This window comes from Bacteroides acidifaciens (genome assembly GCF_903181435.1).
Taxonomy (GTDB): Bacteria; Bacteroidota; Bacteroidia; order Bacteroidales; family Bacteroidaceae; genus Bacteroides.
In genome coordinates, this window is sequence record NZ_CAEUHO010000004.1 from 401,110 (window position 1) to 414,016 (window position 12,907).

At 44.8% G+C, this 12,907-nt stretch carries 10 protein-coding genes; 1 reads left to right on the forward strand and 9 read right to left on the reverse strand.

Going from position 1 to position 12,907, the window contains the following annotated elements:
- Window positions 1–219 precede the first annotated feature (219 nt).
- The gene (polA, locus tag CLIN57ABFB40_RS13695; RefSeq protein WP_175630611.1) at window positions 220–3,012 is read right to left on the reverse strand and encodes a DNA polymerase I; all 2,793 of its coding nucleotides are present in this window, start codon (window positions 3,010–3,012) and stop codon (window positions 220–222) included.
- 88 nt (window positions 3,013–3,100) lie between these two features.
- Between polA and CLIN57ABFB40_RS13700 the strand changes: the two genes are divergently transcribed.
- Window positions 3,101–4,075, forward strand: coding sequence for a polyprenyl synthetase family protein (locus CLIN57ABFB40_RS13700; protein ID WP_175630612.1), 975 nt, complete (start codon window positions 3,101–3,103; stop codon window positions 4,073–4,075).
- Here the strand turns inward: CLIN57ABFB40_RS13700 and CLIN57ABFB40_RS13705 are convergent, their stop codons facing one another.
- From CLIN57ABFB40_RS13705 to CLIN57ABFB40_RS13740, 8 genes are all read right to left on the reverse strand, one after another.
- Window positions 4,076–4,756 (reverse strand): DUF1266 domain-containing protein, encoded by a 681-nt coding sequence (locus tag CLIN57ABFB40_RS13705; protein ID WP_175630613.1) that lies wholly within the window; start codon window positions 4,754–4,756, stop codon window positions 4,076–4,078.
- A gap of 164 nt (window positions 4,757–4,920) precedes the next feature.
- Window positions 4,921–5,823 (reverse strand): deoxyribose-phosphate aldolase, encoded by a 903-nt coding sequence (gene deoC, locus CLIN57ABFB40_RS13710; RefSeq protein WP_175630614.1) that lies wholly within the window; start codon window positions 5,821–5,823, stop codon window positions 4,921–4,923.
- Window positions 5,810–6,148 carry a nucleotide pyrophosphohydrolase gene (locus CLIN57ABFB40_RS13715; protein WP_024988591.1) on the reverse strand — a complete coding sequence of 113 codons (339 nt, stop codon included), beginning with the start codon at window positions 6,146–6,148 and terminating at the stop codon, window positions 5,810–5,812. The genes deoC and CLIN57ABFB40_RS13715 overlap by 14 nt, the downstream gene beginning before the upstream one ends.
- Before the next feature lie 3 nt (window positions 6,149–6,151).
- Entirely contained in the window at window positions 6,152–6,604 is a 453-nt protein-coding gene (gene dtd, locus CLIN57ABFB40_RS13720) for a D-aminoacyl-tRNA deacylase (RefSeq protein WP_175630615.1), read from the reverse strand.
- A 226-nt stretch (window positions 6,605–6,830) separates the two neighbouring features.
- Window positions 6,831–8,675, reverse strand: coding sequence for an excinuclease ABC subunit UvrC (gene uvrC, locus CLIN57ABFB40_RS13725; RefSeq protein WP_175630616.1), 1,845 nt, complete (start codon window positions 8,673–8,675; stop codon window positions 6,831–6,833).
- A gap of 77 nt (window positions 8,676–8,752) precedes the next feature.
- On the reverse strand, window positions 8,753–9,283 hold the full coding sequence (locus tag CLIN57ABFB40_RS13730; protein ID WP_175630617.1) for an adenine phosphoribosyltransferase: 531 nt from the start codon (window positions 9,281–9,283) through the stop codon (window positions 8,753–8,755).
- Window positions 9,284–9,333: 50 nt separating this feature from the next.
- Window positions 9,334–11,220, reverse strand: a complete 1,887-nt coding sequence (mnmG, locus tag CLIN57ABFB40_RS13735; protein WP_175631227.1) for a tRNA uridine-5-carboxymethylaminomethyl(34) synthesis enzyme MnmG — start codon at window positions 11,218–11,220, stop codon at window positions 9,334–9,336.
- A gap of 760 nt (window positions 11,221–11,980) precedes the next feature.
- Complete coding sequence (locus CLIN57ABFB40_RS13740; protein ID WP_175630618.1) at window positions 11,981–12,622, reverse strand: HU family DNA-binding protein; 642 nt, start codon at window positions 12,620–12,622, stop codon at window positions 11,981–11,983.
- Window positions 12,623–12,907: the final 285 nt, after the last annotated feature.

A 12,907-nucleotide genomic window follows, 5' to 3' on the forward strand; every position in this document is an offset into this window, starting at 1 on the left:
AAATGTCAATGGCGGGTGGCTGGTATCACTTGCTTTTTGCCAAGATTGGTGACAAAAAAATATCCGGCAGTCAGTCTGCCGGATATAGAATGAATCACTTCGTTGGGGAAGTGTTCCTTTTTCTAGCTTTATGGATACCGGGTTAAATAATGTTATTACTCACTCCGACTCCTGTTTTGTTGGTATGCACTATATGAATAGTGCGTACATTACTTGTTTTTAATGTGCTTCAAGCCAATTCTTACCCCATCCGCAATCAGCTTTCAAGGGAACGTGCATGCGGTATGCCTTCTCCATTTCCTCGATAACGATTTCTTCCACGCGCTCTTTCTCGTTGACGGGAACGCTGAAGTTTAATTCGTCATGTACTTGCAAAATCATTTTCGCTTGTATTCCTTCCGCCTGGAACCGTTGGTAAATGCGTGCCATGGCTACCTTGATAATATCTGCCGCACTTCCTTGGATAGGCGCATTAATCGCATTCCGTTCCGCATATCCGCGCACAACGGCATTTCGTGAATTAATGTCTGGCAAGAAACGTTTCCGATGGAAAATCGTTTCTACATAGCCTTTTTCCTGGGCTACCTGGATACTTTTATCCATGTAAGCCTTCACGCCCGGATAGGTTTCGAAATATCCGTCGATAAGTTCTTTGGCTTCTTTCCGGTCTACGTTCATCCGTTCGGCAAGACCGAAGACGGATATACCATATATAATGCCGAAATTGGCGGTCTTAGCTTTACGGCGCATATCGGAGTCTACATCATTCAAGTCAATCTTGTAGATTTTCGCAGCCGTGGCAGCATGGATATCGTGATTGCTGAGGAAAGCGTCAATCATGTTCTTATCCTCGCTGAGATGTGCCATGATACGCAATTCAATCTGCGAGTAGTCCGCAGAGAAGAAAAGGCACCCTTCGTCGGGAATGAATGCTTTGCGGATTTCTTTCCCGTTCTCGTCGCGGATGGGGATATTCTGCAAGTTCGGATTGCTTGAGCTGAGGCGTCCCGTAGCGGTGACCGTCTGGTTGAAAGAAGTATGCACCCGTCCTGTGCGCGGGTTGATAAGTAGGGGAAGTGCGTCTATATACGTTCCCAATAGTTTCTTCAATCCGCGGTGTTCCAATATTTTCTCTACTACCGGATGTTTATGGCGAAGGCTTTCAAGCACTTCTTCCGAAGTGACATACTGTCCCGTCTTGGTCTTTTTCGCTTTCTCTACAATTTTTAGTTTATCGAATAGTACCTCGCCGACTTGCTTGGGTGAGGCGATATTGAACGTTTCGCCTGCCAGCTCATAAATCTCCTTTTCAATTCGTTCCATCTGTGCAGTGAAATGGGCGGACGATTGTTTCAGCGCTTCCGTATCCAGCAGCACGCCGTTCCGTTCTATATTGACCAGTACCGGAACGAGCGGCATCTCTATATCATAGAACAGCCGTTCGGCATCATTTTCTTTCAGTTCTTTTTCCAATACGTTCTTCAACTTCAATGTCACGTCTGCATCTTCGCAAGCATAACGATAGACATCTTTCGGGTCGAGGTCGCGCATATTCTTCTGATTCTTTCCTTTCGGTCCAATTAGTTCGTCGATATGGATTGTCTGATAGTGCAGGTAAATTTCCGCAAGATAATCCATCCCGTGGCGAAGTTCCGGTTGAAGGATATAGTGGGCAATCATTGTATCGAAAAGTGCGCCTTTCACTTCCGCTCCATAATTTTTAAGAACGATCATGTCGTACTTGATATTTTGTCCGACCTTCAACGAATTTTCATTTTCGAATACCGGGCGAAATTCATTGACGATTTTTAACGCTTCCTCTTGTTCCGCGGGAACCGGGACGTAAAATGCTTCATTTTCGGCAATGGAAAAACTCATTCCGACCAATTCTGCGTCCATCGGTTCCGTTCCGGTAGTCTCCGTATCTAACGAGAGAATTTCAGATGTAAGCAACTTTTGAATAATTTCTCTTCTTTTCTCCTCTGTATCAATGAGTTGGTATTTGCAACCGAGCGATTCTAACGTCTCTAGATTTGATTTTTTTGCTTCGTCCGGCTCACTGGTCGTGAAATTTGCAAATAAATCGCCTTGTATGGCTTCCCCTTTTTCGGGAAAAAGTGGGAGAGGGGCGGGAGACTCTTTTTTGAGTACGCGGTCGATGAGAGTCCTGAATTCCAATTCCTCGAAAATACTGCGAAGTGAATTTTCGTCTGCCTCTTCGCGGACGAGTGCGTCCATCTCAAGTTGGATAGGTACGTCAATTTTGATGGTTGCCAGAAACTTCGAGAATGTAATCATTTCCCGGTTCGTTTCCACTTTTGTTTTCAGTGCCCCTTTCAGTTGGTCGGTATGCTCTAATAGATTTTCGATGCTGCCAAATTCGGCAATCAATTTCTGTGCCGTCTTTTCTCCTACACCGGGGCAGCCGGGAATGTTGTCCGAAGCGTCACCCATCAAACCGAGCATGTCAATCACTTGTGCGGGCGACTGGATGTCAAACTTGGCTTTCACCTCTTCAATACCCATTATTTCAAAACCGCCCGTATGTTTGGGACGGTACATGAACACCTTGTCGCTCACCAACTGCCCGTAGTCCTTGTCCGGCGTCATCATATACGTGGTGATGCCCTGCTTGCCGGCTTCGGTGGCAAGAGTTCCTATCACGTCGTCGGCTTCATAGCCTGCCACCTCGAGGATAGGAATACGGTATGCCCTTATAATATCCTTTATAATAGGTACGGAAAGGCGGATTGCTTCGGGAGTCTCTTCGCGTTGCGCTTTATACTGTTCGAAAGCCTCGTGACGGAAGGTGGGACCCGAAGGGTCGAAAGCCACTCCTATATGCGTCGGATTTTCTTTTTTCAGTACTTCCTCTAGGGTGTTGACAAAGCCCAGGATAGCGGAAGTATTGAATCCTTTGGAGTTGATTCTTGGGTTCTTGATAAAGGCGTAATACGCCCGGTATATCAGTGCATAAGCGTCTAAAAGAAATAATTTATTATCTGAATCCATAGATTTAATTAATTTTTCATGGTAAAAGTACAAAAAAATACCGTATTAAGCGTTTTATTATTACTTTTGTGCTCAAATTGTGTATTAAATGGACAGTATCTCACTCATCAGAACTCCGATTGAAGCGGAACTGGCGGACTTTAAGAATCTTTTTGATAGTTCACTTTCCAGTTCGAATGCATTGCTCGACAGTGTCGTATCTCATATACGGCAGAGGAGTGGCAAGATGATGCGTCCTATTCTTCTCCTGTTGGTAGCGCGCCTTTACGGTGCGGTCCGTCCTTCCACGCTTCATGCTGCTGTTTCCCTGGAACTGCTTCATACAGCCAGTCTGGTGCACGATGACGTTGTAGACGAAAGTACCGAACGTCGCGGGCAACTCTCGGTGAATGCTATCTTTAATAATAAGGTAGCTGTGCTGACGGGCGACTATCTGTTGGCTACGAGCCTGGTTCATGCCGAACAGACGCACAGCCATCCTATCATCCAACTAGTGTCTTCATTGGGACAGGACCTTGCTGACGGTGAGTTGCTCCAACTCTCCAATGTAAGCAATCACAGTTTTTCCGAATCAGTATATTTCGATGTCATCCGTAAGAAAACCGCCGCTCTTTTCGCTGCCTGCACAAAAGCTGCTGCTTTCTCGGTAGGAATGGGAGAGGAAGAGGCTGAATTTGCCCGTTTGCTGGGTGAGTATATCGGCATTTGCTTCCAGATTAAAGACGATATCTTCGATTATTTTGATAGCAAGGAAATAGGTAAGCCGACAGGCAATGATATGCTTGAAGGCAAGCTGACCCTGCCTGCCTTGTATGTGCTGAACAAAACGAAGGACAGCGCTGCGCAAGAGATTGCGTTCAAGGTGAAGGAAGGCACGGCTACTCCTGATGAAATAACCCGTTTGATTGAATATGTCAAAGAAAATGGTGGTATCGAATATGCAATACTGACGATGAATGCGTACAAACAGAAAGCATTCGACCTGTTGGCTTCTCTGCCGGATTCGGATGTTTGCGTAGCGCTCCGTGCTTATTTAGAGTATGTGGTAGACCGCGAAAAATGATTACTTCCGGTATTTGTCGAGAAGTGAATAACAAGACAACGCCCTATCCCAATCTTCTATTTTCCCTGATTTCATGGCTTTTCCGAGCAAGTAGCTCTTGTCTATTTCTTCCGGTGTGCGGAGGTCGTTGGCGCATAACCCGTTCGCCTGTTCGATGTACCGCCAGGCTTCCTCTTTTGTAATATATCCGCTGCCCGAAGCGGCACGTACCAACCCTACGAGTAACCCCATGTCCCATCCCGCAATTCCTCTTTCCAGATCATTGATCCATATGATCGGATCCCTTCTTTCCTCTGTGTATTTTACGAAATTATATAAGTTTTTTCCCTGTTGAACGAACCGTTCGACTCCCAAAAAACGTTTGGTGATGATTTCTTCGAACTCGTAGATGTTGCTTGTCGAGAGCAGATAGGGGAGCATGATTTGGTAGGAAACCCTGTCGCCTTCGTTGATGAGGAACTGGAATAATCCGGTGGCAGACTCGGTATCAAAACAATCATAATTTTCGGATAAGAAACTGGTCAGCTTTTGCGGATGTACACCGGTATCTATGGAATTCAAATAAAAACCTTGTAGTGCGGCTTCCATGTAGCCAATGCGAAGCCCCTTCTTTCTCTTATTTCCGAGGAAGAGATTCAGAGGATTAGAATTGAATCGTAAGGTTTTTATGTGTGTCTCCATCCTTCGCACTTCTATTAGATTTTCACTTACAAAGATAAGGAATTTTCTTGATTGCCTGATAACTGCCTTTAGTTTTTCTTAAATAAAAAATACCGCGTCGGCTTCCGTAAGGACGGCAGCCAGCGCGGTGAGGCATATTTGATTGCTAATGTAGTCTTTGGTTCTTAGAAGAACTTGATTTCTTCGCCTTCGATATCCGAAAGCAACAGGTTGGCAAGGCGGCTGGTTCCCAGGCGGAACAGTCGGTTGTCCAGCCATTCTTCACCCAGCACTTCTTTGACAATGGTGTAATAAATAACCGCGTCATTGACTGTGTTGATTCCGCCTGCCGGCTTGAAACCAATCTTGTTTCCTGTCTTCTGGTAGTATTCCCTGATGGCTTCGCACATCACATAAGCGGCTTCGGGAGTAGCGGCGGGCTGTTGCTTTCCTGTGGATGTCTTGATGAAATCCGCGCCCGAATACATGGATAGGATAGAGGCTTTTTTGATGTTGGAAGCACTCTTTAAAGCGCCTGTTTCGAGGATCACTTTGAGGTGGCGTTCCTTGCATACTTCCTTCAGTTCCTGTATCTCTTCGCACATGCCTTCGTAGTCACCGCTCAGGAATTTGCCTATGGAGATTACAATATCTATCTCGTCCGCACCATCTCCGATAGCCAGCGCAGTCTCTGCGACTTTAACTTCGATAAAGGTTTGGGAAGAGGGGAATCCGCCCGATACGCAAGCGATATTGACGCCGTCCACTTCCAGTGTATTCTTGACGATAGCGGCAAAATTAGGATAAACGCAGATAGCTGCAACGTTCTTCAAATCGGGGTATTCATCGTCGAACTTATTGACTTTCTCCGTAAAGCGCATCACGCTTTCATCGCTGTCCGTACTGTTCAAAGTCGTCAGGTCGATGCAATTGAACAGGAATTTCTTAACTTCTTCCGTATTGTTTTCCGGCACTTTTTTCTCAATTAATTCGGCTACGCGCGCCTGAATGTCAGCATCGCTCAGGTTGGTATTGTACTTTGCCAATGCGGCTTCATACTTGTTGGACCGTGGGTTATTCTCTTCCATGCTCTTTCAGTTTTGGGTTATTGATATGTCTTTGATTATCTCGTTTCGTTTTCTTGTCCATGCTCTTTTGCAGGGCAGCGGTGAGGTCTACGCCTGTCTGGTTGGCGATGCAGAGAAGCACCCAGAGTACGTCTGCTATCTCTTCGTCAAGGTTGTCTTTTTCTCCCTCTTTGAAGGACTGGTCGCCATATTTGCGTGCCATCACACGTGCCAGTTCGCCTACTTCTTCCGTCAGGACCGCCATATTTGTCAATTCGCTGAAGTAGCGTACACCGTATGTCTTGACCCATTGGTCTACTTGTTTTTGAGCTTCTTCTAAAGTCATCTTTTACTCCTTGTTTTTAGTATCCATGCATATAGTAACAGGGCCGTCGTTCAAAAGTTCGACTTTCATGTCTGCCCCGAAGATTCCTGTGCCTATTTCTTTTCCCAATGCACTGCTCAAGTCCTTGCAAAATCGCTCGTAGAGTGGGATAGAAACTTCCGGCTTGGCTGCCTTGATATAAGAAGGGCGGTTCCCTTTTTTCGTAGAAGCGTGCAGGGTGAACTGGCTGATGACGAGAATCTCGCCCCCATCTTCTGAGATAGACTTATTCATAACTCCGTTTTCATCGTCGAAAATACGCAGATTTACTATCTTTTTGCAGAGCCAGTCAATGTCTTCCTGCCCGTCGGCTTCCTCGATGCCGACCAATATCAACATTCCTTTTCCGATAGCTGATTTGCAGTTCCCTTCAATGGTCACTGACGCACGACTTACCCGTTGTATAACTATTCGCATTGCTATTTATCTTATTTCGTAATTACGAAAGGCAAATTTACGAAATTCGGAAGAGAAAACGATGTATTGAAGGGAAAATATTATGGAACTGTGCCGGAAGATTCAATGGTAGAAATATAACCGGTTCTATTCTGCCAATTTCTTATTTGATATCCGAGTGGTCTGCAGGCTTCTCCACCTTCCAGAAACAGGAGAGTGGAGTTGCCGGACTTATATCGAATCTGCGTTATTTATTTTCGGCTTGTTCATCGTTCAATCCTGCCTTTACGGTTTTGGCTTTCGCCTCTCCAATGATGGTGCTAATCTCTTCTAAAGAAGCCTCTTTTATCCGTTTTACGCTCTTAAATTCTTTCAAAAGGGCGGTTTTCGTCTTTTCTCCGATTCCCTTGATGTTATCCAGCGCAGAAGCTACCTGCCGTTTGCTGCGTTTATCACGATGGAAGCTGATGGCAAAACGGTGCACCTCATCCTGAATCTGCGTCAGCAGACGGAACAACGGACTATGCTGCTTGATACCGATAGTCTGTGGCGGAAACCCGAAAAGCAGTTCTGATGTGCGGTGGCGATTGTCTTTTGCCAATCCTGCAATAGGAATGTTAAGGTTCAGCTCGTCTTCAATAACCTCTCTGACAACTTCCATTTGCCCTTTCCCGCCATCGGTAATAATAAGGTCGGGCAGCGGGGAGCTTTCTTCAATAGCGCGTTGATAACGCCTTCTGACAACCTCTTTCATAGAAGCGTAATCATCCGGTCCCACAACCGTCTTTATATTGTATTTCCGATAATCTTTCTTCGATGGTTTCGCCTTTTTGAATACAACACATGCCGCTACCGCATCAGACCCCTGTATGTTTGAGTTATCGAAACATTCAATCTGCAAAGGCGGTCTGTCTAAGTGTAGTTCCTGTTGTATCTCTTTCATCAGGCGCATACTTCTCTGCTCAGGATTCAGCTTTTCCGCCTGTTTCAGTCGGTCGGCCTTGTATTGCTTCACGTTTAAGATGGATAGTTCCAGCAACTTCTTCTTATCTCCCCGCTGCGGAACGGTGAAAACGATATTATTCAATTCCAAATCAAGCTCGAAAGGAACAATAATCTCCTTCGACTGGCTTTTGTAGCGCTCCCGCATCTCAATAATACCCAATGTCAAAAGCTCCTCTTTCGATTCATTCAGCTTTTTCTTGTATTCGAAAGTGAATGCCTGGTTGACGGCTCCATTCGTGATATGCAGATAATTGATGAAAGCCGAATTAGCCTCGTCCTCTTCGATAGAGAACACGTCGATATTATGTAATACAGAACTTACCACCTCAGATTTCGAACGGTAATTCTCTACCAGCAGATACTTCTCTTTTATCTTCTGCGCTTCTTCAAACCTCATCTCGCCCGCCAATGCCTGCATCTTCTCTAATAGCATCCGGCTGACCTCTTGCGTGTTTCCTTTCAGGATTTCTTTGATTTCATCGATGTTTTTGAGATAATCTTCCTGTGATTGCAACCCGATACAGGGACCTGCGCAGTTTTTGATATGATATTCCAGACATACGTTGAACTTCCCCGCCCGTATATTCTCCGGACTCAGGTTCAGATTGCAAGTGCGTAAAGGATACAGATGCTTTATCAAATCCAATACCGCGTACATAGACGGGATGTGGCTATACGGTCCATAATAAGAAGACCCGTTTCTGATAATCTTTCTGGTTCGGAAAATCCGGGGAAAATACTCGTTTTGTACACAGATAGAAGGATATGTCTTGTCGTCTTTCAGCAGGACATTGTAACGCGGTTTATACTTCTTTATCAGATTATTCTCCAGCAGCAACGCGTCTTCTTCCGTGTTGACTACGATATAGCGTATATCGGCAATCTTGCTGACAAGCACCCGCGTCTTTCCCGGTTCGTGCTCCTTGCTGAAATAGGAGTAGACTCTTTTCTTTAGATTTTTCGCCTTTCCAACGTATATAATCGTTCCTTCTGCATTCAGGTATTGGTAGATGCCCGGCTTCTCAGGAAGGTTGGCTACGATTCCTTTCAAATATTCACTGGTTCTGCTTTCCATTTCTGCATTCATAATCGTTAGGGCTGAGAGATAGCTAAAATAAAAAAAAGGCGTAGTTCAACTACGCCTTGCAAATATAATCAAATCCTTTATAAAGACAATACAGATTCTACTTCTACATCATCTCCGAATACCGATTTTCCATTCAGGTCTTTCAATTCGATGATGAAGTTCACATATACTTTCTTTGGTTTCAGCTTCCTCACCAGTTCGCAGGCCGCTTTCATGGTGCCGCCTGTTGCCAGTAAGTCATCGTGTAGGAGGACTACGTCGTTTTCATCCAATGCGTCTTTATGAATTTGCACAGTGTCTTTCCCGTATTCCTTGTCATAGCTTTCTTCGAGCGTCTCGGCAGGAAGTTTGCCGGGTTTTCGGATAGGGATGAAACCTGCATTCAGCCGGGTAGCCAGGATAGGTCCCATGATGAAACCTCTTGATTCTATACCTACCACTTTGGTGATGCCTCTATCCTTGTACATTTCATACATGACGTTCGATAATTCCTGTAGGCACCATGGGTCTTTGAATAAAGTGGTAACATCATAGAACAGGATTCCGGGAATAGGAAAATCCGGTATTTCCCGAATGCTTTTAATTAGCGTTTCTTTGCTCATAATCATTGATTTATATCGTTTCTTTAAATGTTTTGTTTCACGTGAAACGTTGCCGATTATCGTCCGGAAAGTACCAGTAACACGTTGATGTCGCTTGGTGATACTCCCGGGATTCTGCTCGCCTGGGCAATCGTTTCCGGGTCTATCTTTATCAGCTTCTGCCGGGCTTCGGTCGATAAAGATTGGATGGAAGCATAATCAAATTTGCCTTTAATCTTGATGCTTTCCAGTCTTGCCAGTTTCTCTGCTATCATTCGTTCCCTGTCGATATATCCTTGATATTTGATTAGAATTTCGGCAGCTTCGAGAATCTCTTCTTTACGCTTTTGGTTGGATTCGGTCGCTTTATCCAGTTCGCGTTGGAATGCCGGCACAAATTTCGAGATATTCTCAATTGTCACTTGCGGGCGATTCAGAATTTCTATCAGTTTGCATCCTTGGCGTAGGGGAGTCGTCCCTATCTTTTCGAGGGCATCATTAATTAATGCCGGTTTCATCGAATAACTGTGTGCGAAAGAAACAATTTGTTCCACTGCTTCCTTTTTCTCTTTCATTAATTGATAGCGGTCTTCCTTAGCCAATCCGAGTTTATAGGCTCGTTCGGTCAGGCGCATATCGGCATCGTCCATACGTAGCAAGATACGATATTCTGCGCGTGAAGTAAACATCCGGTAAGGCTCGTCGACGCCTTTGGTTACCAAGTCGTCGATTAATACGCCGATATATGCTTCATCGCGTGCTAGTGTGAAGGCTTCGCCACCGTGGCAATTGATATGTGCATTGATTCCGGCTATCAATCCTTGTCCGCCTGCTTCTTCGTATCCGGTAGTACCGTTTACTTGTCCGGCAAAGAATAAATTCCCGATAATTTTCGATTCTAACGTATGCTTTAGCTGTGTCGGGTCGAAATAATCATACTCAATCGCATATCCCGGACGATAGATAACCATATCCTTGAAGGCCGGGATTTTCTTTAAAGCGGCAATTTGTATGTCCATCGGAAGCGAGGAAGAGAATCCGTTGAGATATAACTCCTGTGTTGTTTCGCCTTCCGGTTCGAGGAACAATTGATGCTGGGTCTTATCGGGGAAAGTTACAATCTTCGTTTCAATGCTCGGACAATAACGGGGCCCGATGCTTTGAATCTGTCCGTTGAATAGGGGAGAATCCGGCAGTCCGTCACGTAGAATCTGATGTACTTCTTCATTAGTATAGCAGGTCCAGCATTGCAGTTGCTTCAAGTGGCGTACACTGGTATCCATGAAAGAGAACTTGTGAAAGTCACATTCACCGTCCTGCGTTTCCATCTGGTCGAAATGAACGCTGCGCGCGTCGATTCGTACCGGGGTTCCGGTTTTCATTCTTCCGTAAGTGATGCCGTGGCGGGCGATGGATTCGGTTAATTTGTAAGAAGCCGGTTCTGCCATTCTTCCGCCCGGCAACTGGTGGCGTCCTACGTGCATCAGTCCGTTGAGGAAAGTTCCTGCGGTGAGGACAACACATTTTGCCTTGAAGGTGACACCCCACGCGGTAACCAGTCCGGTCACTGCGCCGTCTTCAACAAGAAGTTCGCATACGGTATCCTGCCAGATATGAAGGTTGGGTGTATTTTCCAGTCTCTCCCGCCAGGACCAGATAAACTTGGCGCGGTCGCATTGGGCACGGGGGCTCCACATGGCGGGACCTTTCGAGCGATTCAGTATTCGGAACTGGATCGCTGTTTCGTCTGTCACCAATCCCATCTGTCCGCCTAGTGCATCTATTTCGCGTACTATTTGTCCTTTGGCAATTCCACCTACAGCAGGGTTGCAACTCATCTGCCCGATCTTGTTCATATCCATCGTGATGAGACAAGTCTTGGAACCTAAATTTGCAGCAGCGGCTGCTGCTTCGCAACCAGCATGTCCGGCACCAATTACAATTACGTCGTACTTAAAATCCATTCCTATCTTATTTATTATCAAACGCTGCAAAGTTACGGAAAAGTTGCGAGAAATATATCTCCATGTTCTTTTTGCTTCCGAAAATTCGGGGAGCTGCCCGGCTTCGTTGAAAAAATCGCAATGATTCCGGTTTAGAAATTTGCAGATTGTCCACAGATTGCGGGTAGTTTGGCGCCTGCTAAACTTCATATCCTTTCAGAATGCTTATTTTCTGTTTTGTGATACTGGATTATGCTTACTTTTTGCTAGTTTTAAAACGATCGAAATTCAGATGGAACTAGAGAGGGAAATGTTAATTCCGCCCAATGTCTTGACATAAATCAAAAAAACAGGCTGAGATTTGATTTTTTGTATAGTGGCTCTTGTCATTTCTCAAAACAACTTTACCTTTGCAATGTAGTTGTGAAACTACTAAGATTTTTAGGTATTAGAAAAAGGTAATATACTAAAGGTATTAGTTTATAAAATTAAGGTATTAGATTTTAAGATTAGTTTTTAGGAAAACGATTGTTTTGATTAGGTATTAGTAGAAAGTAGTTTTCAGGTAATTAGTAAATGAAAGATGAAGAAAAGAAGAATCCCATTTATGGGGATTCTTTAAAGGTGGAGCGGAATGATTCGCTCTTTTTTTGTGCCTTGTTCTCGTGAATGATATATATCCGGTTGTTCATTCCCTTCACATTGAGATAAGTCTCAATGTGTCAGTCATTTTGCGTGATTTGTTGAGTGAAAAACACCTCTTTCACACCCTTCACAGCTGTCACCGTGAAGGATGTGCCGCATCTCTCGACACCCCATAATAACCGGGAGCAGGCACATACATCGGCTGGTTACGCAAGCCGATATTTACCAGCTTTCCTTCTCCACGCAGGCGAACTAAATGTGCTTTAGCAGTAGTACGAGCCAAGCCGCAAATCTCTTGAAAGTCACGACGGGTCATCATCTGATGTCCGGCAAAATATTCTTTCAACAGCATATCAATCTCCACCTCCGAAACCTTTTCCGAATGACGGACGTACTTGGACTGACTGGCACGGACGCCAACAAAATGCCCTTTCAGACTAATATCAGGACGGAAGCGTACTGTTTTAAAAGTCACCTTATTGGTTTTGTGAGGAGTGCTGCGGGTCACTTTTCCCGTGGCCGCCAAAGTGGGGAAAAAATAACCGATTCCCTCGATATGCACTTCTTTTCCCTCGCTCAACGACTCGCCGAGAATCTTCGATAAGTTATCGAGCACATTCTTCACATCCCCCACAGTCAACGAACTGTAATCATGAATCTTGTAACAAAGTGTTTCCGTATCCACCTTACCATTCATAAAGATACGCGGATGCAATGCTGCCTCTTCTTCTTCCGAAGATGCATTAGGATTTTCATACCAATCAAATACAATAGCCATTACTTCTTATCAATTAAAATGTGTAACTTCATCATAGGACGACTGTAATCGGCTACTCGGACAACTGGAATCGGCTGTTCAGTCAACTATAGTCAGCCGACCGGACAACTCCAGTCGGCTTTCCTCAAATAAGCACTAAAGATACGACAAAGTAACGACATATCAGCATAAGAAAGCATGTTTTTCGTTTCAGGAGAAAATAAACATTTTCTTAACCAAATACTTGCAAACCCCATATTCCATGTTATACCTTAGCAGCATCAACCGGTCGAGAAAACAACATTT

Bases quoted from the DNA above. Each gene is read 5' to 3' on its own strand.
- polA (WP_175630611.1), bottom strand. From the start codon at position 3,012: ATGGATTCAGATAATAAATTATTTCTTTTAGACGCTTATGCACTGATA.
- CLIN57ABFB40_RS13700 (WP_175630612.1), top strand. From the start codon at position 3,101: ATGGACAGTATCTCACTCATCAGAACTCCGATTGAAGCGGAACTGGCG.
- CLIN57ABFB40_RS13705 (WP_175630613.1), bottom strand. From the start codon at position 4,756: ATGGAGACACACATAAAAACCTTACGATTCAATTCTAATCCTCTGAAT.
- deoC (WP_175630614.1), bottom strand. From the start codon at position 5,823: ATGGAAGAGAATAACCCACGGTCCAACAAGTATGAAGCCGCATTGGCA.
- CLIN57ABFB40_RS13715 (WP_024988591.1), bottom strand. From the start codon at position 6,148: ATGACTTTAGAAGAAGCTCAAAAACAAGTAGACCAATGGGTCAAGACA.
- dtd (WP_175630615.1), bottom strand. From the start codon at position 6,604: ATGCGAATAGTTATACAACGGGTAAGTCGTGCGTCAGTGACCATTGAA.
- uvrC (WP_175630616.1), bottom strand. From the start codon at position 8,675: ATGAATGCAGAAATGGAAAGCAGAACCAGTGAATATTTGAAAGGAATC.
- CLIN57ABFB40_RS13730 (WP_175630617.1), bottom strand. From the start codon at position 9,283: ATGATTATGAGCAAAGAAACGCTAATTAAAAGCATTCGGGAAATACCG.
- mnmG (WP_175631227.1), bottom strand. From the start codon at position 11,220: ATGGATTTTAAGTACGACGTAATTGTAATTGGTGCCGGACATGCTGGT.
- CLIN57ABFB40_RS13740 (WP_175630618.1), bottom strand. From the start codon at position 12,622: ATGGCTATTGTATTTGATTGGTATGAAAATCCTAATGCATCTTCGGAA.